Source organism: Nioella sediminis (genome assembly GCF_001879695.1).
Lineage (GTDB): Bacteria > Pseudomonadota > Alphaproteobacteria > Rhodobacterales > Rhodobacteraceae > Nioella > Nioella sediminis.
In genome coordinates this window covers 24528-47212 of sequence record NZ_MNBL01000041.1, presented here as the reverse complement: position 1 = coordinate 47212, position 22685 = coordinate 24528, and the positions used below count along the sequence as shown (strand labels likewise).

23 protein-coding genes are annotated in these 22685 nt (G+C 64.1%); 12 read left to right on the top strand and 11 right to left on the bottom strand.

Annotated features, from left to right (window positions below):
- Positions 1-240 precede the first annotated feature (240 nt).
- Positions 241-1185 (top strand): transcriptional regulator GcvA, encoded by a 945-nt coding sequence (locus tag BKY26_RS05345; RefSeq protein ID WP_071689365.1) that lies wholly within the window; start codon positions 241-243, stop codon positions 1183-1185.
- Between the two features lie 27 nt (positions 1186-1212).
- Here the strand turns inward: BKY26_RS05345 and BKY26_RS05340 are convergent, their stop codons facing one another.
- From BKY26_RS05340 to BKY26_RS05330, 3 genes are all read right to left on the bottom strand, one after another.
- Complete coding sequence (locus BKY26_RS05340; protein WP_071689364.1) at positions 1213-1377, bottom strand: YdcH family protein; 165 nt, start codon at positions 1375-1377, stop codon at positions 1213-1215.
- A 113-nt stretch (positions 1378-1490) separates the two neighbouring features.
- Positions 1491-2243 carry a tRNA1(Val) (adenine(37)-N6)-methyltransferase gene (locus BKY26_RS05335; protein ID WP_071689363.1) on the bottom strand — a complete coding sequence of 251 codons (753 nt, stop codon included), beginning with the start codon at positions 2241-2243 and terminating at the stop codon, positions 1491-1493.
- Positions 2244-2462, bottom strand: coding sequence for a putative signal transducing protein (locus BKY26_RS05330; RefSeq protein WP_071689362.1), 219 nt, complete (start codon positions 2460-2462; stop codon positions 2244-2246).
- Between the two features lie 54 nt (positions 2463-2516).
- Here BKY26_RS05330 and BKY26_RS05325 point away from each other — a divergent pair, with 54 nt between their 5' ends.
- Positions 2517-3518: a polyprenyl synthetase family protein gene (locus BKY26_RS05325; RefSeq protein ID WP_071689361.1), complete on the top strand. Its 1002-nt coding sequence runs from the start codon at positions 2517-2519 to the stop codon at positions 3516-3518.
- 6 nt (positions 3519-3524) lie between these two features.
- Here BKY26_RS05325 and BKY26_RS05320 read toward each other — a convergent pair whose 3' ends face one another.
- From BKY26_RS05320 to BKY26_RS05310, 3 genes are all read right to left on the bottom strand, one after another.
- Complete coding sequence (locus tag BKY26_RS05320) at positions 3525-4355, bottom strand: 4-(cytidine 5'-diphospho)-2-C-methyl-D-erythritol kinase (RefSeq protein WP_071689360.1); 831 nt, start codon at positions 4353-4355, stop codon at positions 3525-3527.
- Entirely contained in the window at positions 4352-6046 is a 1695-nt protein-coding gene (locus tag BKY26_RS05315) for a tetratricopeptide repeat protein (protein ID WP_071689359.1), read from the bottom strand. Before BKY26_RS05315 ends, BKY26_RS05320 begins: the two co-directional genes overlap by 4 nt.
- 109 nt (positions 6047-6155) lie before the next feature.
- Positions 6156-7805 carry an electron transfer flavoprotein-ubiquinone oxidoreductase gene (locus BKY26_RS05310; RefSeq protein ID WP_071689358.1) on the bottom strand — a complete coding sequence of 550 codons (1650 nt, stop codon included), beginning with the start codon at positions 7803-7805 and terminating at the stop codon, positions 6156-6158.
- A gap of 173 nt (positions 7806-7978) precedes the next feature.
- Here BKY26_RS05310 and BKY26_RS05305 point away from each other — a divergent pair, with 173 nt between their 5' ends.
- The gene (locus tag BKY26_RS05305; RefSeq protein WP_071689357.1) at positions 7979-8284 is read left to right on the top strand and encodes a DUF2834 domain-containing protein; all 306 of its coding nucleotides are present in this window, start codon (positions 7979-7981) and stop codon (positions 8282-8284) included.
- 136 nt (positions 8285-8420) lie between these two features.
- Here BKY26_RS05305 and BKY26_RS05300 read toward each other — a convergent pair whose 3' ends face one another.
- Positions 8421-9398: a quinone oxidoreductase family protein gene (locus tag BKY26_RS05300; protein WP_071689356.1), complete on the bottom strand. Its 978-nt coding sequence runs from the start codon at positions 9396-9398 to the stop codon at positions 8421-8423.
- A gap of 134 nt (positions 9399-9532) precedes the next feature.
- On the opposite strand from BKY26_RS05300, the gene lysA reads away from it, so the two are divergent.
- Both lysA and BKY26_RS05290 read left to right on the top strand, forming a co-directional pair.
- Positions 9533-10798, top strand: coding sequence for a diaminopimelate decarboxylase (gene lysA, locus BKY26_RS05295; protein WP_071689355.1), 1266 nt, complete (start codon positions 9533-9535; stop codon positions 10796-10798).
- Between the two features lie 43 nt (positions 10799-10841).
- On the top strand, positions 10842-13373 hold the full coding sequence (locus tag BKY26_RS05290; protein WP_071689354.1) for a TIGR02302 family protein: 2532 nt from the start codon (positions 10842-10844) through the stop codon (positions 13371-13373).
- 6 nt (positions 13374-13379) lie between these two features.
- Here the strand turns inward: BKY26_RS05290 and BKY26_RS05285 are convergent, their stop codons facing one another.
- A complete protein-coding gene (locus tag BKY26_RS05285) occupies positions 13380-14126 on the bottom strand; it encodes a zinc-ribbon domain-containing protein (RefSeq protein WP_071689353.1) in 747 nt (248 codons plus the stop codon).
- A 149-nt stretch (positions 14127-14275) separates the two neighbouring features.
- On the opposite strand from BKY26_RS05285, the gene BKY26_RS05280 reads away from it, so the two are divergent.
- The 3 genes from BKY26_RS05280 to BKY26_RS05270 are packed head-to-tail and all read left to right on the top strand — an operon-like array spanning position 14276 to position 16571.
- Positions 14276-14953, top strand: a complete 678-nt coding sequence (locus BKY26_RS05280) for a cell division ATP-binding protein FtsE (RefSeq protein WP_071689352.1) — start codon at positions 14276-14278, stop codon at positions 14951-14953.
- Positions 14950-15852, top strand: a complete 903-nt coding sequence (locus BKY26_RS05275) for a cell division protein FtsX (protein WP_071689351.1) — start codon at positions 14950-14952, stop codon at positions 15850-15852. Before BKY26_RS05280 ends, BKY26_RS05275 begins: the two co-directional genes overlap by 4 nt.
- Positions 15849-16571, top strand: a complete 723-nt coding sequence (locus BKY26_RS05270) for a lysophospholipid acyltransferase family protein (protein WP_071689350.1) — start codon at positions 15849-15851, stop codon at positions 16569-16571. The genes BKY26_RS05275 and BKY26_RS05270 overlap by 4 nt, the downstream gene beginning before the upstream one ends.
- A 2-nt stretch (positions 16572-16573) precedes the next feature.
- Here the strand turns inward: BKY26_RS05270 and BKY26_RS05265 are convergent, their stop codons facing one another.
- Both BKY26_RS05265 and BKY26_RS05260 read right to left on the bottom strand, forming a co-directional pair.
- Positions 16574-17665: a Gfo/Idh/MocA family protein gene (locus BKY26_RS05265; protein ID WP_071689349.1), complete on the bottom strand. Its 1092-nt coding sequence runs from the start codon at positions 17663-17665 to the stop codon at positions 16574-16576.
- A 3-nt stretch (positions 17666-17668) separates the two neighbouring features.
- Complete coding sequence (locus tag BKY26_RS05260; RefSeq protein ID WP_211267989.1) at positions 17669-18379, bottom strand: GntR family transcriptional regulator; 711 nt, start codon at positions 18377-18379, stop codon at positions 17669-17671.
- Positions 18380-18473: 94 nt separating this feature from the next.
- On the opposite strand from BKY26_RS05260, the gene BKY26_RS05255 reads away from it, so the two are divergent.
- Genes BKY26_RS05255 through BKY26_RS05240 form a run of 4 tightly spaced genes read left to right on the top strand, consistent with a single transcriptional unit; the run spans position 18474 to position 21947 of the window.
- A complete protein-coding gene (locus BKY26_RS05255) occupies positions 18474-19628 on the top strand; it encodes an LLM class flavin-dependent oxidoreductase (RefSeq protein ID WP_071689348.1) in 1155 nt (384 codons plus the stop codon).
- The gene (locus BKY26_RS05250; protein ID WP_071689347.1) at positions 19625-20521 is read left to right on the top strand and encodes an aldo/keto reductase; all 897 of its coding nucleotides are present in this window, start codon (positions 19625-19627) and stop codon (positions 20519-20521) included. Before BKY26_RS05255 ends, BKY26_RS05250 begins: the two co-directional genes overlap by 4 nt.
- Entirely contained in the window at positions 20518-21030 is a 513-nt protein-coding gene (locus tag BKY26_RS05245) for a flavin reductase family protein (protein WP_071689346.1), read from the top strand. Before BKY26_RS05250 ends, BKY26_RS05245 begins: the two co-directional genes overlap by 4 nt.
- Positions 21027-21947, top strand: a complete 921-nt coding sequence (locus BKY26_RS05240; RefSeq protein ID WP_071689345.1) for an alpha/beta hydrolase family protein — start codon at positions 21027-21029, stop codon at positions 21945-21947. Before BKY26_RS05245 ends, BKY26_RS05240 begins: the two co-directional genes overlap by 4 nt.
- Here BKY26_RS05240 and BKY26_RS05235 read toward each other — a convergent pair.
- Positions 21944-22672 carry a GntR family transcriptional regulator gene (locus BKY26_RS05235; RefSeq protein WP_211267988.1) on the bottom strand — a complete coding sequence of 243 codons (729 nt, stop codon included), beginning with the start codon at positions 22670-22672 and terminating at the stop codon, positions 21944-21946. The genes BKY26_RS05240 and BKY26_RS05235 overlap by 4 nt on opposite strands.
- Positions 22673-22685: the final 13 nt, after the last annotated feature.

The window sequence follows — 22685 nt, the reverse complement described above, 5'->3', positions numbered from 1 at the left end:
TCCGGGCAGGGGCCTTTTTCATGCCGCCGCCCAAAGAGGGCCGATAGGAGGTCGCGAAAGGCAACCCCGCGCGCTTCATGGGCTGCGTCGATGCCATCGCGGATGGCTTTTTGTGTGGTCGCTTCGTACATCTTGCGGTTCCTCTTGGAAGAAATTTTTAACTAAAATCAATCTATGGACGAGTTATTTTCCATACAAACGAGACTTTACGGACCTTCAGATAAGTTTTACTTAACCGACATGCCTGATCGCCTTCCCCCGCTGACTGCCCTGCGTGCCTTTGAATCCGCCGCGCGCCATCTGAGCTTTGCCAAGGCCGCGGAGGAGTTGAACGTCACCCCCGCCGCGCTCAGTTTTCAGATCAAATCGCTGGAAGAGCATCTGGGTGCCCCCCTGTTTCACCGTCTGAATCGTGCGGTAGACCTCACGGAAGCGGGCCGACACCTTGCCCCAGGCGCGACGGAGGGGTTCGCAACACTGAGGGCCGCATGGCGGGTCACGCAACGGCTGACCGACCAATCCAGCGTCACAATCACGGCGGGGCCAGCCTTTACAGCCAAGTGGCTGGCACCGCGCATGTTCCAGTTTGCCGAGGCACATCCAGATATCGAGCTACGCTTCACTGCCTCCCTCAAGCTGATGGATTTTGACCGCGATGAGGTAGATGTCGCCATACGGTTCGGAAAGGGCAGGGATGACGGGCTTTTCTCCACGCCGATCCTGCAGGATTGGGTGACTCCGATGATGTCACCTGAAATGGCCAAGCGCATACGCACATCCGAGGATCTGGCGAACGCGACCTTGCTTCACATGGACGATGTGACGGACCTGTCGTCCGACGCGAATTGGTCGGTCTGGTTTCGCGCCGCAGGATTGGGGGTGCCGACAAAACGGGGGCTTCGGTTCAGCCATCCGGATCACGCCATTGACGCCGCCGCCACCGGGGCGGGTGTCGTGCTTGGGCGGATCTGTCTTTCGGAGCGTGATTTGCGAGAGGGGCGGCTGGTCGCCCCGTTTCCAATTGCCTTGACCACGGATTCTCATTTCCGGTTCCTGTGTCCGAAAGGATCAGAGGAAAGACCGCAGATCAAATCATTCCTGACGTGGGTTCTGGATCAGGCCAAGGATATGGACCGGTTTTCGGAGGGCCGGGTTCTGGTCAGGGCGGCGGATGTGCCGGGCTGACGCCGCACATCCGCTTTGGTCATGGGATCAGGCGTCGAGGCGCGCGATCTCTTCCTTGATGCGGAGCTTCTGCTTTTTCAGCTCCTGGATGTCGATGTCACTTGTGCCGGGGCTTCGTTGGTATTCTTCGACTTTGCGCGAGAGGGTCTCGTGTTTCTTCCTGAGTTCCTGAAGATGAGCGCCTACCGACATTCAATGTCCTCCTCTCTGATGTGTAACGTCCGTATGACAAGCCAAGCACAGGTCGCGATTCATGTCACGCAAAGCCTGCATGAAATTGTCGGAAACCTGCGGACACCCGCCGATCAGACCCAGGGCAGTGGCGCGGCGTCGCGGAGGATGGACCGGGCGAAGGGCGTGAAATCGTCGCCATCTTCCCGGTGATCCGGCCCCGAATGCAGGACCAGCGGCGGCAGCAGGGTAAAGGGCGCGCGGCCGCCTTTGCGGGCTTTCACCAGCACCCGGCTGGCGGCACGGCCTTCGCGGCCAGCAAGAGGGCGAAGGATGATGGAGCCTAGGCGCGGGGCCATGGCAGCCAGCATGTCCGGCAGCCGGTCAGCGGCCTGGATCATCGTCAACCAGCCCTTGGGGGTCAGCCTGCGGGCCGCGACATCGACCCACTTCTCCAACGGGGTTTCCTCGCGCAGCGCCGCCTCGCGTCCCCTGTCGCGGGCCGAGGTGCCACCCCCGGCGGGGTAGTAGGGCGGGTTGGCGATGACGTGGTCAAAGTTTTCCTGCCGAAGATTGGCGGGCAAGTCGGTCAGGTCAGCGGTGAGGATGCGCGCCTCGGGCCCCAGATTGCGTCGGGCGAGTTCAGCGTATTCCGATTGCCGTTCCACGCCGGTCAGGGTCAGGCCGTGAACGCGGGCCGCAAGGCAAAGGGAGGCCACACCGGCCCCGCACCCAAGCTCCAGCACCGACTGCCCCGGCGTGGCCTCGACGGCCGCGGCCAGCAACACGGGGTCGGTCGCGGCGCGGTAGCCATGGCGCGGCTGCCAAGCATGCACGCGCCCGCCCAGAAAGGCGTCATGGGTCAGCTCCGCCTCGGCGAACCCCATTCAGTCACGTCCGGTCGGGATGCCGTTGTCGCGGATCACACGCTCGGCGGCAATCAGATCCTCGTCGCGCACCATCATCCGGCGCGGCAATACGCCGATGGAGCCTTCCAGCACGCTCATATGGACGTCCATAACGAACACCTCTATATCCTCGCCCGACAGAAGTGCCGAGGCAAAGGCGATGATGGTCGGATCGGTGCTGCGAAGAAGTTCTTTCATGGTAGGGCAAATAAGCCTACGACGCCCCAATGTCGAGAGAAGGAAGACCTCCGGATGACCCTCGCTGACGCCGCCACAAAACCGCATGACCGTTTGCGCGAGCATCTGGCCGAGGATATGGAGGCGGTGAATGCCCTGATCCGCACGCGGATGGCGTCCGATCATGCGCCCCGAATTCCCGAGGTGACGCAACATCTGGTCGAGGCGGGCGGCAAGCGCATCCGGCCGCTGATGACGCTCGCGGCGGCGCGGCTCTGCGGGTACGATGGCACCGACCACCAGAAGCTGGCGGCAACGGTGGAATTCATCCACACCGCGACGCTTCTGCATGACGACGTGGTTGATGAAAGCGAACAGCGGCGCGGACGGCCCACGGCGAACCTGCTGTGGGACAACAAATCCTCGGTGCTGGTGGGCGATTACCTGTTTTCCCGTTCCTTCCAGTTGATGGTGGAATGCGGGTCGCTGCGAGTGCTGGATATCCTCGCCAATGCGTCTGCCACGATTGCCGAGGGCGAAGTGCTGCAAATGACCGCCGCGCAGAACCTGTCCACGCGCGAGGACACCTACCGGCTGGTCATCCGGGGCAAAACGGCGGCTCTGTTCGAGGCGGCGACCGAGGTGGGCGGCGTCGTGGCGGGGGCATCTGACGCGCAGGTGTCGGCTCTGGCGCGCTATGGCGATGCGCTCGGGATGAGCTTTCAGATCGTCGATGACCTGCTCGACTTCGGCGGCACATCCGGCGCGCTTGGCAAGAATATCGGGGACGATTTCCGCGAACGGAAACTGACGCTGCCGATGATCAAGGCGATTGCCAAAGCCGACACGGAAGAACGCGCTTTCTGGCAGCGGACCATCGAAAAGGGGCGTCAGGAAGAGGGCGACCTCGACACCGCCCTGACCCTGCTGCGCAAACATGGCACTCTGGAAGAGACGCGCGTCGAGGCGCTGCGCTACCGGGATGAGGCGAAAGCCGCCATCGCAGAGCTGCCCCCGCATCCGCTGCGCGACATGCTGGCCGATCTGGCGGATTTCGTGGTGGAGCGGGTCAGCTGAGCCCGTTCAGCCCGTCTGAATTGCGGTGTCCTGAACCCACCAGCCGGGCTGTGCGCTGCTGATGACACGCGCGGCGTCTGCGGCCTGACCTTCTGTTTCAAACAGTCCGAAACAGGTCGCGCCGGACCCGCTCATCCGGGCAAGTGCAGTGCCGGTATTTCGCAACAGGGTCAGGGCTTCGCCGATCTCTGGTGCCAGGGCGCGCGCAGGCGGCTCCAGATCGTTTCTCTGCCGAGACAGCCATTCCGTGAAACTGTCGACCCCGTCCCAATCGGGTGGGTCCATTGGCGCATTCTGCTTGCTGGTCAGGCCCCGAAAAACCGCGCCTGTCGGGACAGCAACCCGCGGGTTGACCAGAACGGCGTGCAGGCAGGGTATCGGCGGAACCGGTGAAAGGATCTCGCCGATCCCTGCCATGCGCTGCGGTGCCAGCGACAGGCAGACCGGAACATCGGCCCCGAGTGTCAGCACTGACGCCTTGTCGGGTCGCGGGCAGTTCCATAGCCGCGCCAGACCCCGCAGGGTGGCGGCGGCATCTGCCGACCCCCCGCCGATCCCGGCCGCGTGGGGCAGGTGTTTTTCCAGAGCGATCGCCGCCCCGCGCCCGGCCCCGAACAAGGCCGCCGCACGCAGGATCAGGTTGTCTGGCCCTGTCGGCACACCCTCCGCCATCGGCCCCGTCACGGACAGGGACAGATCCGGGCCGGGGGCAAACCGCAGCCGGTCTCCGACCCCCGCGAAGACGACGAGCGAGTCGAGCAGGTGATAGCCATCCGGCCTCTGCCCGGTCACATGCAGCGCAAGGTTGATCTTCGCCGAGGCGTCTTCGCAGATCACGGGTTGGTCTCGGCCTCTTGGGCCAGGACGGCATCCAGCCCCAGGTCCAGTTTCAGCCGAATGCGGTCGGCTTCTTCCGGTTCCGGGTCGAAGGACAGGGCGCGGCTCCACTGGAACTCCGCCTCGCGGAAGCGTCCAACCATCCAGTAGACATCCCCCAGGTGGTCGTTGACGATCGGATCGTTCGGCAGCAGCTCCACGGCGCGTTCCATGGGGGCCACCGCCTCCTCGAAACGGCCTAGCCGGTAGAAGACCCAGCCAAGCGAGTCGACGATATAGCCGCTGTCGGGTCGCGCCGCGACGGCCCGCTCGATCATGTTGAGCGCTTCATCGAGATTGCGGTTCTGTTCGACCAGGGAGTAGCCCAGATAATTCAGCACATTCGGCTGTTCCGGCGACAGTTCCAGCGCGGCACGGAAATCGGCCTCCGCCTCGTCCCACATGTCGCTGCGTTCATAGCTGATCGCACGGGCATAAAGCAGGAACCAATAGCGCTGCTGGTCAAGCTCCACCAGATTGACGGCGTCGCTATAGGCCTCGATCGCTTCCTCGAACCTTTCCTCACGCCGCAGCGCGTCGCCAAGCGCGGTGTGGACGGCGGCCAGGTTGTCATAGTCGCGCGCCAGGGCGTGCAGAACCTCGATGGCGGCATCCTCGCGGCCCTGCTGGAACAGCGCTTCGGACCGGCCCATTTCGGCCTGCACGAAGAGCGGGCTTTCGCGCGGCACCATTTCATAGCTGTCTTCGGCCATTTCATATTGCTCTGCTTCCGACAAAATGTCGGCAGCCAGAATTGCCGAATGGATATGGCCGGGATCGACCGCATGCGCGGCGCGGGCATAGATCAGCGGCAGGGTGGTCCCGGCCTCGGTGCCAAGGGCGCGGGCAAGAGAGAAAAAGACCTCTGCCATACCTTCCTCGGGTGTGATGATGAAATCATAAGGACGGGTTGGGTCGGCTTCGATCTCGTCGCGCAGAACGAACAGGGTCTCGTCGGCATTCTGGCTGAGCGCAAGGTTCAGCAGTTGTAGCGCGTCCTCGGTCCGGTCCAGCTGCACGAGGATCTGCGCATGGGCCTGAACGCTTCGGGTGCTGAACTGCAGTGGCCCGTAGACCTCGCCGGACAGGATCGCATCCGCCCCCTCGAAATCCCCGACAGAGGCCCGTGCAAGCGCGTATTGATAGGGAACCAGCCCTGCCACGGGGCTGTTGCTGTCGATGATGGCTTCAAAGGTCGCGCTCGCGCGGCTCATGTCGCCCTCTGCAAGATAGAGCCATGCTTCGAGAAGCGGATCGACCAGGGGACCGGCCCCTGTCATCTCGACGGCGGCGGCGCTGGCCCCGGCCAGATCCCCTGCACGGATTCGCGCCACCTGTTCGATGAGGTTCGCGAAATCCCGGTCGAACGAGCCCTCGTCAACCCTGTTCGCGTAAGATGCGGCCTGGTCCCAGACACCGATCGCGGCAAGCGCCAGCATGGCATCGGCCAGAATTGCCTGGTTGTCCGGGTCGGCGCGCAACACGCGCTGAAACTGGATGGCGGCTTCCCGGTGGTCGCCCGACAGGGCCGCGCTGCGGGCGGCAAGGTAGGCACCGGCCAGTCCGGGTTCCAGGGCGACCGTGTTCTGGGCCATTGCGGGGGCAGACAGGCCGAGACCAAGGATCAGCGCCAGACGGGAAAGGGTTTGCATCGAATGCTCCTGCTCAATCTGGAACAGAGATTAGGTGCGCCATGCCCGGGAAGCAATGCGGGGCGCCCTGTTGGACGCCCCGTTTTTTCGGTTCCTGTCAGGGAAGTGATCACATGTTGGGGTAATTCGGCCCGTCGCCGCCCTGCGGGGTGACCCAGGTGATGTTCTGGCTGGGGTCCTTGATGTCGCAGGTTTTGCAATGCACGCAGTTCTGGAAGTTGATCACAAACTCCGGCTTGCCGTCCTTCTCGACCACCTCGTAGACGCCCGCCGGGCAATAGCGCTGCGCCGGTTCCGCGTATTTCGGCAGGTTGACCGAGATCGGCACGCCCGCATCCTTCAGATGCAGGTGCGCGGGCTGGCTTTCCTCGTGATTGGTCATCGAGAAGCTGACATTGGTCAGCCGGTCAAAGCTGATCTTGCCGTCGGGGCGCGGGTATTCGATGACCTTGTGCTTGCTGGCCTCCTCGGTGGCCTCGGCATCTGTCTTGCCGTGCTTGAGCGTCCCGAAGAAGGAGAAGCCGAAGAGGTTATTCGTCCACATATCCAGCCCGCCAAAGACGAGCGAGGCGGTGAGCCCCCATTTCGACCACATCGGCTTGACGTTGCGCACCTTCTTGAGGTCCTTGCCGATCGGGCCGGTCCGAACCTCGGTCTCATAGCTGGTCAGTTCGTCGCTGCTGCGGCCCGCGCTGATCGCCTCATAGGCCGCCTCCGCCGCAGCCTTGCCCGACAGCATGGCGTTGTGGTTGCCCTTGATGCGCGGCACGTTGACCATGCCCACGGAACAGCCAAGCAGCGCGCCGCCGGGGAAGACCATCTTCGGCATCGACTGATAGCCGCCTTCCGAGATTGCCCGCGCGCCATAGGCGATGCGCTTGCCGCCTTCCAGCAGGTCCGCAACCATCGGATGATGCTTGAAACGCTGGAATTCCATGTAAGGGAAGAGGTGCGGATTCTTGTAATTCAGGTGCACCACGAAGCCCACATAGACCTGGTTGTTTTCGAGGTGGTAGATGAACGATCCGCCGCCTGCATTGGACCCGAGCGGCCAGCCCATGGTGTGGGTGACCGTGCCCTCGCGGTGCTTCGCCGGGTCGATCTCCCAGATCTCTTTCATGCCGATGCCGAATTTCTGCGGCTCGTGCCCGTGGGAAAGGTCGTATTTCGCGATGACTTCCTTGGCGAGCGATCCGCGAACCCCTTCGGACAGGAAGACGTATTTGCCGTGCAGTTCCATCCCCGGCTCGGTGTTCTCACCGATGCTGCCGTCAGCCTCCAGCCCGAAGACACCGGCAACGACGCCCTTCACCTCGCCATTGTCGCCATAAACCAGTTCGGAACAGGCCATGCCCGGGAAGATCTCGACGCCCATCTCCTCCGCCTGCTCGGCCATCCAGCGGCAGACATTGCCCATGGAGACGATGTAATTGCCGTGGTTGTTCATCAGCGGCGGCATCGGGAAGTTCGGCACCCGCAGCTGGCCTGCCGGGCCAAGGACGTAAAAGTTGTCCGACGTGACCGGGGTGTTCAGCGGCGCGCCCTTTTCCTTCCAGTCAGGGATCAGAGCGTCCAGACCGCAGGGGTCCAGCACAGCGCCAGACAGGATATGCGCCCCAACCTCGGAGCCCTTTTCCAGCACCACCACGCTGAGGTCGGCATCGAGCTGCTTCAGACGGATCGCAGCCGACAGGCCAGCCGGCCCCGCCCCCACGATGACGACGTCATATTCCATCGACTCCCGTTCGATCTCGGACATTCCTGAATTCCCTCTGGTTCGACGCCCCCAAGCGCCAAGAATTTCGGTTCGCGATGGGGTAACGCGGCCCGCGTTCCGCGTCAATTGCGACGCAACATCACTTTGCCTTTCGGCGTCGCAGGCTAACTATGTTTCGTCGCCCCTTGGCCATGTCTCGCAAAAAGGAGTCCAACATGACGCCGACCCGCTTGCTGTTTCTCGCCCTCGCGATTCTCGGAACGATCCTACCGATGCGCTACTTCCTTGCCTGGTTTCAGGAAAACAGCTGGTCGATCATGGCGATGGTCGAGGCATGGCATGTCAATGCCGCCACCTCTGGTCTGGTCTGGGATCTGACCATCGCCGCGCTGGCGCTGACACTCTGGGTGCTGATCGAGACGGTGCAGCAGCGCAACTGGTGGGCACTGATAGCAGTCCCCGCCACCTTCTGCATCGGGGTCAGCTGTGGCTTGCCGCTCTACCTGGCGCTGCGGCGCTGATTCCGGATCAGGGTTGCCGGGCGCTGTCGGCGTCTTCGGGGTCGCAGTACGCAAGATACCCCGATCGGATTGCGCGTCCGGCCCATCACATGCGAGCCGGGAAAAGGCGCTTCGAAGCGCCTTCCCCGCGCGTTGTTCAAAGCGTCAGGATCGTCGATCCGGTGGTCTTGCGCGCCTCCAATGTGCGATGCGCCTCGCCCACATCTTCCAGCGGGAAGCGTTGGTCGATGCGGATCGTCACATCGCCCGCGACGACCTTCTCGAACAGTTCGCTGGCCATCTGCTGGCAGGTCGGTCCATCGGCGATATGGGTGAACAGGGTCGGTCGGGTGATCTTGAGCGATCCTTTTTGCCCGAGGATGCCCACCGAAAAGGGCGGCACCGGACCAGATGCATTGCCGAACGAGATCATCATCCCGAGCGGGCGCAAGCTGTCGAGAGAGCCCTCGAACGTATCCGCCCCCACGGCGTCCATCACCACATCGACGCCCGCCCCGCCGGTCAGCTCTTTCACGCGGGCGACCCAGTCCTCGGTGCGGTAGTTGATACAGTCCGATGCGCCATGATCCAGCGCCAGCTGACATTTCTCATCCGTTCCGGCGGTGCCGATCAGGCGAATGCCCTCGGACCGTGCCCATTGGCAGGCGATCAGGCCCACGCCCCCGGCCGCGGCATGGAACAGAACCGTGTCGCCCGGCAGGATGGGCGTCGTGCGCCGGAAGAGATAGTTCACCGTCATCCCCTTCAGCATCATGGCCGCGCCTTCCTCGAAGGAGATCTCATCGGGCAGGGGGCAAACCTGCGCGGCGGGCATCACCCGCGCCTCGCAATAGGCCCCCGGCGGTGTGGCGGCATAGGCGGCGCGGTCGCCCGGCTTCAGATGCGTCACGCCCTCGCCCACGGCCTCGATTACGCCCGCCGCTTCCATGCCAAGCACATGGGGCAGGGTCATCGGGTAAAGCCCGGTCCGCTGGTAGACGTCGATGAAGTTCAGCCCCACGGCCTTGTGGCGGATCAGCACCTCGCCCGATCCGGGCTGGCCAGGCTCCTGCTCGACAAGTCCGAATTGCCCGGGTCCGCCATGTTCCTCGATCACCATTGCCCTGACGGTCATCGCTTTTCCCTCCCGCGTATGAGACATCGTTGCGACAAGAGCTAGGCGCGTCCCCGGCACAAGTCGAGTAGCTCTTTGAATTATCGCTGCACAATGCTAGGGCGCGGGCGCAGATCGCAGCAAGGCCGGACCCAATGGACCATTTCCTCTACCGCAACGGCATCCTTCATGCCGAAGATGTGCCCCTGCCCGAGATTGCGGCAGAGGTTGGCACGCCCTTCTATGTCTATTCCACGGCCACGCTGACGCGGCACTACCAGCTGTTCAAGGATGCGCTGGACGGTGTGCCGAACATGGTCTGCTATGCGATGAAGGCCAATTCGAATCAGGCGGTGCTAAAGGTGCTGGCAGACCTGGGGGCCGGGATGGACGTGGTTTCGGGCGGCGAATACGCGCGGGCGAAGGCCGCAGGCGTACCGGGGGATCGGATCGTGTTTTCTGGGGTCGGCAAGACGCGTGAGGAAATCCGCGCGGCGCTGGAGGGCGGCATTCGCCAGTTCAATATCGAGAGCGAACCCGAGATGCTGGTGATCTCGGAGATCGCCAGTTCCATGGGTGTCACGACCCCTGTCACCATCCGCGTGAACCCGGACGTGGATGCGCGGACCCACGAAAAGATCGCCACCGGCAAATCCGAGAACAAGTTCGGCATTCCCATTGCCCGCGCCCGCGAGGTCTATGCCCTGGCCGCCAGCCTGCCGGGGTTGGAGGTGATTGGCATCGACGTGCATATCGGCAGCCAACTGGTGGAGCTGGAGCCGTTTGAGATGGCCTATCGGAAAGTGGCCGAGCTGACCCGCGTGTTGCGCGCGGATGGCCATGACATCCGGCGGCTGGATCTCGGCGGCGGGCTTGGCATTCCCTATACCCGCTCGAACGAGGCCCCTCCCTTGCCGCTGGACTACGGCGCGCTGATCAAGCGCAGCGTGGAAGGTCTGGATGTCGAGGTCGAGATTGAACCGGGCCGCTTGATTGCCGGGAATGCCGGGCTGCTGGTGACCTCGGTCATCTATCTTAAGGAAGGCGAGGGGCGGAATTTCCTCATCGTCGATGCGGCGATGAACGACCTGATCCGCCCGTCGATGTACGCGGCCTATCACGATATCGACCCGGTGGTTGAACCCGCACCGGGCACGGAACGCCAGCCCTTCGACATCGTCGGTCCGGTCTGCGAAAGCGGCGATACCTTCGCCAAGGGGCGCGAGATGACGCCGATGGTGGCGGGCGATCTGATGGCTTTCCGGTCCGCCGGGGCCTATGGCGCGGTCATGTCGTCGGAATACAACACGCGGGCGCTGATCCCAGAGGTTTTGGTGAAGGATGATCAATTCGCCGTCATCCGGGCCCGTCCGACATTTGACGAGATGATAAATCGCGATATCGTTCCAGAGTGGCTCTAGGCTGCTCTGGCCCCTGCAAGGGGCGTAACCCGCGAAAGGTCGCATGACCGAACAGACCCCCATCACGCAGGCGGTAAAGGCCCGTCTGGCCTGGCCCCTCAGGCTGACCCGGCTTGGCATCGGGGCAGAACGCTTCGTGCGGGCCTTCTGGCCGGTCTGGACGATTCTGCTGGCCGTTGTGGCGGCGCTTGCCTTTGGTGCTGCCGATGCCCTGCCGCCCGCCGCGCTGATCGGCGGCTTGTCGCTGAGCGGTCTGGCGTTGCTGTGGATGCTTGTCAGGGGCCTGCGCACGTTCCGGTTGCCCTCTCGTGCCGAGGCGATGGACCGGCTGGATCAGACCATGCCGGGGCGTCCGCTGACGGCGCTTGCCGACCACGCAGCGATCGGGGCGGGCGACGCCCAATCCATGGTGGTCTGGCAGGCGCATCAAGCCCGCATGGCCGAACGCGCCGCCAATGCCCGTGCGCCGGAGCCGGACCTGCATCTGAACGACCGCGACCCTTATGGGCTGCGCTTCATGGCGGCCACGGCGTTTGCGATGGCGCTGCTTTTTGGCACGCTCTGGCGGGTGGCCGATGTGGGCGACGCCATGGCCGGCGCGCCGCAACTGCCCGCGGACGGAGGCCCAAGCTGGGAAGGCTGGGTCGAACCGCCGCTCTATACCGGGCTGCCGTCGCTCTACCTAAACGACATCGTGGCCGAAACGTTCGAAACCCCCGTCGGATCGCGCATCACGCTGCGGCTCTATGGCGAGGCGGAACAGATCGGCATCAACCAGACTTTGCAGGCCGAGATTTCGCCACCCGATCCGGCCAGCCTGTCCCGGCAGATCATTGTCGAACAGAGCGGTGAGCTTTCCGTCGGCGGCCCCAACCCGCGCAGCTGGCAGATCGTCATGCTGGCCGACCGCGCGCCGACTGTACAGTTGGCAGAGCCTGTTTCGGGGGTGCCGCCAGGGGCCTTCCAGATGACCTATTCGGCCGAGGATGACTATGGCGTCCGCGGCGGGCAGGCGATCCTGACACTTTGGCCCGAGGCCGCCGACCGCCGCTACGGGCTGACCGTCGATCATGAGCCGCGCGAGGCCCTGGTGCTCGACCTGCCCTTGCCCTTCCGGGGCGGGCGCGAGGAGTTTTCCGAGGCGCTGATCGAAGACCTCTCGCAGCACCCTTTCGCCAATCTGCCCGTGCGGCTGGAACTGACAGTCGAGGATGACGCGGGCCAGACCGGGCAAAGCATGGTGGAACTGGACCGGCTGCCCGGGCGCCGCTTCTTCGACCCGATTGCCAATGCGCTGATCGAAATGCGTCGCGATCTGCTGTGGTCGCGGGAAAATGCGCCGAGGGTGGCGCAGCTTTTACGGGCGATCACACACCGGCCTGACGAGTTCTTCGATGATGAAGAGGTCTATCGGCAGGTGCGCTCGGTCATTCAGCGGCTGGAAGCGGCTGTCGACGGGATCTCCACCGAGACCCGCGACGAGGTGGCCCAGATCCTCTGGGATGCGGCGATAGCGCTGGAAGAGGGTGATCTGTCGGACGCTCTTGAACGGCTGCGCCGCGCACAGGACCGGCTGGCGGAGGCCATGCGCCAGGGGGCCAGCGACGAAGAGATTTCGCAGCTCATGCAGGAACTGCGCGAGGCAATGCAGGACTACATGCAGGAGCTTGCCGATAACATGGAACCGGGCGATGGCACCGACCAGCCCGACCAGTCTGGCGAGACCATGGAAATGTCCATGGGCGATCTTGAAGAGATGATGCGCCGCATCGAAGAGCTGATGCAGCAGGGCCGTATGGCCGAAGCGCAAGAGATGCTGGATGCCCTGCGCCAGATGATGGAAAACATGCAGATGGCCGAGGGTGGTGATGATCCCAACGGCCCGCGCAGTCCCGGACAGCAGGCGATGGAGGGCTTGCAGGATACCCTGCGCGGTCAGCAGGGGCTGGCCGATGAGGCGTTCCGCGATCTGCAGGAAAGCTTCAACCCCAACAGCCCGCGCCCCGATCCGGGCGAAGAAGGACAGGACGGCAACCAGCAAGGCGGCCAGCAGGGCGGCGAGAATGACGAAGGCAGCCTTGCAGAACGTCAGCGCCAATTGCTGGAGCAGTTGCGCGAACAGGCCCAGAACCTGCCCGGACGCGGCACCGAGGACGGCGAGGAATCGCTCCAGCAGCTGGAAGAGGCGGGCCGCGCCATGCGCGATGCCATCGAGGAACTGGAGCGCGGTGATCTTGCCGAGGCGCTGGATAGCCAGTCAGAGGCGATGGAGGCGCTGCGCGAAGGCATGGAGTCGCTCAGCGAGGCACTGGCGGGGGATGAAGGCGACGATCCCGGTCAGGGTCAGGCCGATGGCAATATGCAGGCCAACCGCCCGCTGGAAGATCCGCTCGGGCGTCAGGCCGGAAATTCCGGCGCGTTTGGGTCGGATGAAAGCTTTGAACAGCGGGAGGAGGCCTTCCGCCGCGCCCGCGAATTGCTCGATGAGATCCGCCGCCGCTCGGCGGAACAGGATCGCCCGGATGTGGAGCTGGACTATCTGCGCCGTCTTCTGGACCGGTTCGCGGCCCAGTAGCCCGGCCTAGTTGCCTGCCGAGTCGGCCAATTGGCTGGCCAGCGACTGCACAAGATCATCCAACTGGAAGCGCAGTTGATCGACCTGTTCCACATAGGGGGTCAGGACCGGTTCTGCCTGCGGAAGCGCGGCGGTGATCTCAGGCGCGAAGGCATAGGCCCCGATGGCAACAGCGGCCAGAATCAACACCAGCATGAACCCGGTACGGAAGCCCCGGCGGCGACGCGGGCGGACATCCATCGAGTCGATATCGGTTGTGTCGCGGTCGCTGCTGCTGCGGTCGGAGGTGGCGCGCAGGGTGGAGTTGATCTCTTCGATATCCGGCAACAGGTCACGCCTGCCCTGGCGTTCGGCCCGCCCGCTCTCTTCGGCGACCATCTCTCGGATCGCGGCGGCGTCCTCGTCATCCTCGTCATCCGGGTGCGGCAGGTCTGCCTCGATCGCGCGTGTGGCCGGGGGCGGGCTGTCGAGCGCCATTTCCTCCTGTTCTTCCACCGGCGCGGCGGCGCGGCGCAACTGTTCCTCGCGCTCGCGCTCTTCGCGCAGGATGTCGCGCAGGGCCGGGTCCAGATCGCGCCGGGGGGCAACGGCGGCAGCGGCAGGGGCGCTCTCGGGTTCTTCGACCCGTGCCCGATTGCCGGGCTGAAACCAGGTGGTCGCACAGTTGGAACATTGCACATCGCGCCCCTCTGGCGGGACCAGAGAGTCGTCCACCTCATATCGGGCGCTGCAATTGGGGCATGTGAGACGCATGGTGTTCCTCGTTCCGTCGCCCGGCAGGCGGCATCCGCCCGACTCTAGCAACGGGCATCCGCCATTCCAAGCCATTGCATGGGGTTACGATTGCATGAAAGCCCCGGGTGAGGCATGACGGTCTCAGCACTGAGGGACGGAGCAGACCAGTGATCGAGTTGCAGGACGCCGCCTATGGCTACGGGGGCGGGTCGCTATTGTCGGATATCAACCTGCGGCTTGCGCCGGGGTCTTTCCATTTTCTGACCGGACCTTCGGGGGCGGGCAAGACGACATTCCTGAAACTCTGCTATGCCGATCTGCAAGCCACCTCTGGCCGCGTGACGCTGTTTGATCAGGACACCAGTGAGATGAGCCGGGATGAGATCGCGCATGCTCGGCAACGGATGGGCGTCGTGCATCAGGATTGCGAGTTTCTCGATCATCTGCCGCTGTCTGAAAACATCGCGCTGCCCCTGACCGTGGCGGGGCGCGGCGGGGTGGAGCAGGACGGAAACCTGTCGGAACTGATGGGCTGGGTGGGTCTGTCGGCCCGCGCCAATGCCCTGCCGCCGGAACTGTCGGGCGGGGAAAGGCAGCGCGCGGCGCTGGCGCGAGCGGTCATTACCGACCCTGACGTGATCCTGGCGGATGAACCCACGGGCAATATCGACTGGGAGATGTCGCTGCGCCTGCTGCAATTGCTGGTGGAACTCAATCGCATGGGCAAGACGGTGCTGATCGCCACCCATGACCTTGCCCTGATCCGCGCGGCCAAGGCGCAGGTCTCTGCCCGTGTGCTGCGCATTGCCAGCGGGCGGCTGCAATTGGCGGGTGCGGATCTATGAGCGCGCTGTCAGGTCTGCTGGATATTCTCAAGGGCGATGCGCAGGCCGACCGCGTGGTGCCCCGGCGCGGCCATTCGGTGCGGCTGACGCTGTTCACCTCGGGCGCGATGGCCTTCCTTGCGGTCTTCGCGCTGGCCTTGTCGCTGGCCTCGGGTCGTCTGGCCGATCGCTGGTCGGAGGCGCTGGCACGCAGTTCCACCATCCGCATATCGGCCCCCGCCGCGCAGATGGAGGCGCAGATCTGGGCGGTGCTGGAGGTGCTGGAACAGACCCCCGGCGTTGCTTCTGCCCGGGCGCTGACCGAACAGGAACAGCGTGACTTGCTGGAACCCTGGTTCGGCCCGGACCTGCCGCTGGAGGATCTGCCGGTTCCCCGGCTGGTCGAGGTGATCGAAACGGCAGAGGGCTATGACCCCGACGGGTTGCGTCTGCGACTTGCCGCGGAAGCCCCCGGCGCGGTGCTGGACGACCACACCCGCTGGCGCAGACCGCTGGTGCGGGCGGCGGAACGGTTGCGGTCACTTGGCTGGATATCCATGGCGCTGATCCTCGGGTCGGTCGCGGCCATGGTCACGCTGGCCGCGCAATCGGCGCTGGCCGCCAACGTCAAGGTGATCCGGGTGCTGCGGCTGGTGGGCGCGCGGGACCATTACATCGCGCGGGCCTTCGTGCGACGTTTCACGTTGCGTGCCCTGACCGGGGCCACCGTGGGCACTGCCCTTGGCATGATTGCCATCGCCCTCTTGCCAAGCGCGCAGGAGGAGGGCGGATTCCTGACCGGGCTCGGCTTTGCCGGGCTGCACTGGCTCTGGCCGCTGACCGTGCCGATCCTGTCCGCGATCACCGCCTTCTGGGCCACCCGCGCCGCCGCCTTCAAAACCCTAAGGAGCCTGCCATGATCCAGTGGACCCGCTCGCTGATCTTCATCGGCCAGATGTATCTGATGATGTTCCTGATGGCGATCTTCTTCACCCCTTGGGCGATCGTTCAGCGGAGCGCGGCCTTCACGGCGGTGCACACCTATTGCCGGTGGGTGCGCTGGACGGCGAGCTGGATGGTCGGGCTGAAATCCGAAATCCGGGGCACGCCCCCGACGGGCGAGGTGCTGATCGCCGCCAAGCATCAGAGCTTTTTCGACATCATCCTGATCGTGTCCGCCGTGCCGCGCCCCAAGTTCATCATGAAATCCGTCCTGCGCTTTGCGCCGATTCTCGGGTGGTACGCCAAGCGCATCGGGTGCGTTCCGGTGGATCGGGGCAAGCGTGCGCAGGCAATTCAGCAGATGGTCGAGGGCGTGAAATCGGGTGCGCAGGAACCGGGCCAGCTGATCATCTATCCGCAAGGCACCCGCGTCGCGCCGGGCGCGGATCGGCCCTATAAGATCGGGACCGGAGTGCTCTACGAACAGACGGGCCAGCCCTGCGTTCCCGCCGCCACCAATGTGGGCGTCTTCTGGCCGCGCCACGGCATTCTGCGCAAGCCCGGCCTCGCGGTGGTGGAGTTCCTGCCGGTGATAAACCCGGGCATGGAAAAAGACGCGTTCATGGCCGAATTGAAGGAGGTGGTGGAAACCCATTCCGACCGGCTGATGGCTGAGGCCGGGTTCCCCGCCTCCTGATCTTATAGCAGAACGGCCTGCCCCGTCGCCGCCGATTGCTGTGCGGCAAGGCCCATGCGCACCGCCCAGGCCCCATCGGACAGGGACACATGCGGGCGGCCGCCCGTGCGGGCGGCATCCGCGAAATACTTGTGCTGGTAGTAGGTGGACCCGTTGTGGTCGCCAGCCTCCAGCAACTCGGGGTCGACGGGAATATCCAGCTCTCGCGGGCCTTTCGGGTCACGTGGGCTGACGATCAGCTTGGGCACCGGCGGGGCGCCCAGATGCTCGGGCCAGAAGCGGCCCGGACCAGGCACGAGGGCCTCGATCTTGCCGGTGGGGCCGACGGCGGAAATCTCCTCCTGATAGCGGCTGCCCTCGGCGAACATGCACAGTTCCAGCATCGCCCGTGCGCCATTGGCGAAATCGACGATGACATAGGCATTGTCCCAGATATCGGGCGTCTTCCCGTTGTAGCGTTCGTCCAGATGGTTCACCGCCTGCCCGCCCGAGGCCATCACGCGCACAGGGTCCGATTTCAGCAGCAAGCGCATCAGATCGAAGAAGTGGCAGCACTTTTCGACCAGTGTGCCGCCGGTCTGATGGTTGAATCGGTTCCAGTCGCCCACCTTTTCAAGAAACGGAAAGCGATGTTCGCGGATGGTCAGCATGCGGATGCCGCCGGTGGCCTCATCTGCCTGTTCCAGCAGGGCGGCAATGGGGGGCATGTAGCGATATTCCATCGCGACCCAGAGGAGCTGCGGGTAAGTGGCCTGCAATCGCGCAATCCGCGCTGCATCGGCGGGGTCGGTGTAAAGCGGCTTTTCCACGAGGATCGGCAGGGCACGCAGGCGGGCGATTTCCTCCAGCTGTTCCACGTGCCGGAAGTTGGGCGAAGCGATGAGCAGCGCGTTCACCTCTTCCATGGCCAGAAGATCGGCGATGCTGTCCGCGAAGCGCAGGCCGGGCACCAGTTTCGCGGCCTCTGCCCGCATGCCGGGATCGGGCTCGTAGATCGCCACCACCTCGGCCCCGTCAATGAGCGCAATATTGCGGATATGTTCCTGGCCCATCATGCCGCAGCCGATGATGCCGTAACGCAGGGGAGAGTTCATGGATTACCTCATGCGGGCGACGTAACGCGCCACGTTGCTGTCGAACCAGTTGCGAGAGACCTCGGCGATGCTGCCGTCGCGCGCGCGGCTTTGGCGTTCCACCAGCCCGCAGGGCGCGCCGGGGCGCTGGCCGAACGCGTCGGGGGCCCAATCGGGGCAGGGGGCGACGCCGACCTGGTCCTCGTAGCCGGTGATCCACAGGTCGAGTGTTTCGCGGTAGTACATGTAAAGCGAGTGCAGCAGGTCATCGGGCGCGAGCTGGTCCGCATAGCTGGCATCGAGCCAGATTTCCTCGACCGCTGCCGGTTTGCCACCGAGGAATCGCATCCTCCGAATCCTGTGCGCCGCGATTGATGCACCGAAAGCGGGCAGATCGGCGGGCTTGTCCATCCGCGTCACATCCAGCACCGTCGCCGTGGGCAGCCCGCCGCCGCCGACCAGTTCCAGTCGGAAAAGGGCATAGATGCCCTCAGGCGTCGTCTTCGATCTTATATAATTACCAGACCCTTGCCGCCGCTCCAGCAAGCCCCGATTTTCCAGCTCCGATAAAGCTTTCCTGAGGGTTCCGACCGAGGTGTCGAGCGACTTTGCCATCTCTCGCTCGGGCGGCAGACGACTGCCATCCAACAGCCGCCCTGCTGCGATGTCGCGGATTAGCATCTCGCTGATTTGCAGGTAGATCGGCAGGGCACCGCCGGGTTTATTGGGGGGCAAAGCCGCCTCCTGTAGAAGAATTGATACATTATTGATCTACTCATTGGCGAATGCTACGCAAGAGGAAAATGATGTATCCGGGAGGAATGTTTTCATGACCGTGGTCCCCGTCACGTCAGCCGATCTCGATGCCGCCGAGGTATCGTGGTTCGCGGCGCTCTGTTCCGACGATTACCAGTTCCTGGGCGTGCCCGACGGCGACCTGCGGTCGAGCTGGGAGCATTGTTCCGGGATCTTGAAGGAAGCCGAACGCCAGGGCTTCCGTAACATCCTCTGTCCGTCCTCCTACCAGGTGGGTCAGGACACGCTGTCATTCGTGGCGGGCTGCGCGCCGATTACGGACCGGATCAACATGCTGGCCGCCGTGCGTTGCGGCGAGATGCAGCCGATCATGCTGGCGCGCACTATCGCCACGCTCGACCACATGCTGAAGGGGCGGTTGACAGTCAACATCATCAGCTCCGACTTCCCTGGCGAGGTGGCCGACAGCAAGCTGCGCTATCAGCGGTCGCGCGAGGTGGTCGAGATCCTGAAACAGGCCTGGACGCAGGACGAGATCAACCACGAGGGCGAGGTCTACAGCTTCAAGGGGCTCACCACAGACCCTTCGAAGCCCTACCAGACCGGCGGCCCGCTGCTCTACTTCGGCGGCTATTCTCCCGACGCGCTGGAGCTGTGCGGCCAGCATTGCGATGTCTACCTGATGTGGCCCGAACCCAAGGACAACCTCGCAGAACGGATGAAGGCCGTGAACGCGGTGGCGGAGCGCTATGGCCGGACACTGGACTATGGCCTGCGGGTGCACATGATCGTGCGCGATACCGAGGCCGAGGCGCGGGAATATGCCGATTACATCGTGTCCAAGCTCGATGACGAATATGGCAAACTGATCCGCGACCGGGCGCATGATTCCATCTCGCTCGGCGTGGCACACCAGGCCAAGGCGCGGGAGCTTGCCGACAAGTTCGGTTATGTGGAGCCCAATCTCTGGACCGGCGTGGGCCGGGCGCGGTCGGGCTGCGGGGCGGCCTTGGTCGGGTCGGTCGATCAGGTCCTGACCAAGATCGAAGAGTACAAGAAGATGGGCATGCGCGCCTTCATCTTCTCGGGCTATCCGCATCTGGAGGAGTGCAGGATCTTCGGCGAAAAGGTCATGCCGCATCTGACGACATGCTCGCTGCCGCAGGAATATGGCCGCGTACCCAGTGAAACACCGATGACGCCGCTTGGCGCGGGAGAGCGCAAATGACCGAACGACTAAGCCTGTCCGGCCAGTTGGACATCAGCCGCCTTGTCTATGGCATGTGGCGCGTCGCTGATGATGCCGATACTTCGCCCGCCCATGTGCAGGCCAAGATCGAAGCCTGTCTCGATCAGGGCATCACAACCATGGATCAAGCCGATATCTACGGCGACTACGGCGCTGAAGAGGTGATGGGGGCGGCCCTGCGGGCCGCACCCGCACTGCGCGACCGGATCGAGATCGTCACCAAATGCGATATCGTCGCCCCGATCGGGAAGTACTCGGACAAGCGGGTGAAATACTACGACACCTCCGCCGCCCATATCACCGCGTCGGTCGAGGCGTCGCTGGCTAACATGGCCACGGACCGGATCGACCTTCTGTTGATCCACCGGCCCGATCCTCTGATGGACCACCATGAAACCGGTGCGGCGCTGGATGCTCTTGTCGCCTCCGGCAAGGTCCGCGCGGTCGGTGTGTCGAACTTCAAGCTCAATGACTGGACGTTGCTGCAATCGGCGATGACAACACCGCTCTGCACCAATCAGGTGGAGGCGAGCGTGCTGCATTTCGCCCCCTTCATAGACGGCGATATCGCCTGGATGCAGGAACGCAGCATTCGCCCGATGGCATGGTCGCCGCTTGGCGGCGGGCGTCTTTTTGGCGAAGACGGCGCTGCCGTGCGCGCGGTGCTGGACCGGATCGCCGCAGAACAGGGCGTTGATGCGACTGCGGTGGCCGTGGCATGGCTGCTGGCGCATCCGGCCAAGCTTGCCCCGGTCATGGGCACCAACAATCTGGACCGGATCCGTGCGATTTCCGACGCGGCGCGGGTCGAGATGGACCGCGAAACCTGGTTCGAGATCCTGACCGCAGCCTGGGGGAGCGAGGTGCCATGACCATGCAGGACGGCATGAGCCATTTCAGCCCCGGCCCCGATATGGGACGCGAGCTGCGCAGCGCCCTTTCGCGGTTCGGAACCGGCGTGACGATTGTTACGACGTCCACGGATGCGGGTCCGGTGGGGATCACGGCCAACAGCTTCTCGTCCGTGTCGCTCGATCCGCCACTGGTGTTGTGGTCGGCCTCCCGCGCGTCGCGGCGCTATCCGGCTTTTCGGGAAGCCGAACACATGGCGATTCACGTTCTGGCGGAAAACCAGATGGATCTGTGCCGGGCCTTTTCGGCCTCGGCACATGCGTTCGATCAGGTGGATTGGCGTGAAAGCGAACGCGGGGTGCCCCTGTTGCAGGGTTGCCTCGCGCGGTTCGAATGCGAGCGCTACGCCGAATATGATGGCGGCGACCATGCGATCCTTGTGGGTCGGGTGCTGAAAGCCTCGGTCCGTCAGGGTCTGCCGCTTCTGTTTTATGGCGGGCAGTTCGGCCAGTTCGCGGTTGGCGCATGACAGGCGCGGCCCTGCGGGATCGGCTGGCAGGGCTGCTCGGGGCGGGGTTTCCCGGGCCGAATTTCCGCAAGGTCACGGTGCAGGGCCGCAGGCAGTTCGGGGACTGGGTGCTGGACGACCTGCTGTTTGAGACGGCGGGGGGCGTGCCGGTTCCCGCCCTGTTCCTGCGCCCGCCTGACGGGCAGACGCCGGTCCCGGCCCTGGTCTACTGTCATGCCCATGGCAATCGCTACACCATGGGGCGGGAGGAACTGATCGAGGGTAGACCGTCGCTGCAAGGCCCCTACGCCGCCGACCTGGAGGCGCTTGGGGTGGCGGCGCTGTGCATGGACATGCCCTGTTTCGGGACGCGGCAGCTGCCTGGGGAATCTGCCCGTGCCAAGGCGGCGCTGTGGCGGGGGGAAACGCTGTTCGGGCAGATGCTGGCGGAGCAGATGGCAGGGCTGAGCTTTCTTGCGGATCATCCTGTGGTGGATCGCAACAGGCTCGGGGCACTGGGTTTTTCCATGGGCAGCACGCTGGCCTGGTGGCTGGCGGCGATGGATGAACGGGTGCGCGCGGCCTCGGCGCTGTGTTCCTTCGCCGATCTGGAAAAGCTGGTGGATCTGGGGGAGCATGACGGCCATGGCACCTACATGACCGTGCCGGGCTTGCTGCCCGTTGCGCGCAGCGGGCAGATTGCAGGCCTGACCGCGCCGCGTGCCTTGCAGATCTGCGTGGGCTTGAACGACTGGTCGACGCCGGAGGGAGCCTTCAACCGGGGACGGCAGGATCTGGAAGCGGCCTATGGCGGCAGGCAGGGGCTGGAGTTTCACATCGAGCCGGATGCAGCGCATGAAGAAACCCCGGCGATGCGCGCGGCTGTGTTGCGGTTTCTGAAGCGGCAGCTTGTCGACGGGCGAGGCCGAGACAGCTAGTCGTCGGACAGGTCGAAAAAATCCCGGTTGGCCTCGATCATCCCGGAAAGCGTGGACAACACATTGCGAAGGTGGCGCCGCATACGGTCAAGTGCCTGGCCGGAATAGGCGTTTCGCACCGCGTCGAGAATGCCCTCATGTTCGGATAGCAGGCGCGACATATGCGCGGCGTCGTTAAGTGCCAGCACACGAAGCCGGTCAAGCGCAGCTTTCTCCCGGATCAGCAGCCCGCTTATGCGCTCAAAGCCCGTGGCCTCGGCCAGCATGGCGTGAAACCGGTCATCCAATGCCTGAAAGGTCAGCTTGTCATCGGCCCGCACCGCCGCGCGTTGTTGGGCAAGGTTGTCGTCCAGCGCAGCAAGGGCCCTGTCCGAGATGCCTTCGGAACACAAACGGTCGACCACCGCCACTTCCAGGGCTTCGCGCAGGAACTGGGCGCCCCGGATCTGATGTTCGGACAGCTTGGACACATAGGTGCCACGGCTTGGCCAGGTGACGACAAGCCCGTCGTCACGCAGTTGCGCAAAGGCTTCTCGCACAGGTGTGCGGCTGGCCCCAAACAACTGACCAACCTCGTTTTCCGAGATCATCGCCCCCGGCGCGATCTGCATGTTCAGAACAGCAGATTTCAGGGCAGAAGCGATCTGCTCGGCCGCCGGGCGTGACAGGTCAAGGGACGCCACAGGCAGGGAAGACGCATCTATGGCGGCCGATTTCCGTTTCAATACTCGCTCTCCA

What these genes read in the sequence shown, in the direction of transcription:
- BKY26_RS05345 (WP_071689365.1), top strand. Translation starts at nt 241, where the DNA reads ATGCCTGATCGCCTTCCCCCGCTGACTGCCCTGCGTGCCTTTGAATCC.
- BKY26_RS05340 (WP_071689364.1), bottom strand. Translation starts at nt 1,377, where the DNA reads ATGTCGGTAGGCGCTCATCTTCAGGAACTCAGGAAGAAACACGAGACC.
- BKY26_RS05335 (WP_071689363.1), bottom strand. Translation starts at nt 2,243, where the DNA reads ATGGGGTTCGCCGAGGCGGAGCTGACCCATGACGCCTTTCTGGGCGGG.
- BKY26_RS05330 (WP_071689362.1), bottom strand. Translation starts at nt 2,462, where the DNA reads ATGAAAGAACTTCTTCGCAGCACCGATCCGACCATCATCGCCTTTGCC.
- BKY26_RS05325 (WP_071689361.1), top strand. Translation starts at nt 2,517, where the DNA reads ATGACCCTCGCTGACGCCGCCACAAAACCGCATGACCGTTTGCGCGAG.
- BKY26_RS05315 (WP_071689359.1), bottom strand. Translation starts at nt 6,046, where the DNA reads ATGCAAACCCTTTCCCGTCTGGCGCTGATCCTTGGTCTCGGCCTGTCT.
- BKY26_RS05310 (WP_071689358.1), bottom strand. Translation starts at nt 7,805, where the DNA reads ATGTCCGAGATCGAACGGGAGTCGATGGAATATGACGTCGTCATCGTG.
- BKY26_RS05305 (WP_071689357.1), top strand. Translation starts at nt 7,979, where the DNA reads ATGACGCCGACCCGCTTGCTGTTTCTCGCCCTCGCGATTCTCGGAACG.
- BKY26_RS05300 (WP_071689356.1), bottom strand. Translation starts at nt 9,398, where the DNA reads ATGACCGTCAGGGCAATGGTGATCGAGGAACATGGCGGACCCGGGCAA.
- lysA (WP_071689355.1), top strand. Translation starts at nt 9,533, where the DNA reads ATGGACCATTTCCTCTACCGCAACGGCATCCTTCATGCCGAAGATGTG.
- BKY26_RS05290 (WP_071689354.1), top strand. Translation starts at nt 10,842, where the DNA reads ATGACCGAACAGACCCCCATCACGCAGGCGGTAAAGGCCCGTCTGGCC.
- BKY26_RS05285 (WP_071689353.1), bottom strand. Translation starts at nt 14,126, where the DNA reads ATGCGTCTCACATGCCCCAATTGCAGCGCCCGATATGAGGTGGACGAC.
- BKY26_RS05275 (WP_071689351.1), top strand. Translation starts at nt 14,950, where the DNA reads ATGAGCGCGCTGTCAGGTCTGCTGGATATTCTCAAGGGCGATGCGCAG.
- BKY26_RS05270 (WP_071689350.1), top strand. Translation starts at nt 15,849, where the DNA reads ATGATCCAGTGGACCCGCTCGCTGATCTTCATCGGCCAGATGTATCTG.
- BKY26_RS05265 (WP_071689349.1), bottom strand. Translation starts at nt 17,665, where the DNA reads ATGAACTCTCCCCTGCGTTACGGCATCATCGGCTGCGGCATGATGGGC.
- BKY26_RS05255 (WP_071689348.1), top strand. Translation starts at nt 18,474, where the DNA reads ATGACCGTGGTCCCCGTCACGTCAGCCGATCTCGATGCCGCCGAGGTA.
- BKY26_RS05250 (WP_071689347.1), top strand. Translation starts at nt 19,625, where the DNA reads ATGACCGAACGACTAAGCCTGTCCGGCCAGTTGGACATCAGCCGCCTT.
- BKY26_RS05245 (WP_071689346.1), top strand. Translation starts at nt 20,518, where the DNA reads ATGACCATGCAGGACGGCATGAGCCATTTCAGCCCCGGCCCCGATATG.
- BKY26_RS05240 (WP_071689345.1), top strand. Translation starts at nt 21,027, where the DNA reads ATGACAGGCGCGGCCCTGCGGGATCGGCTGGCAGGGCTGCTCGGGGCG.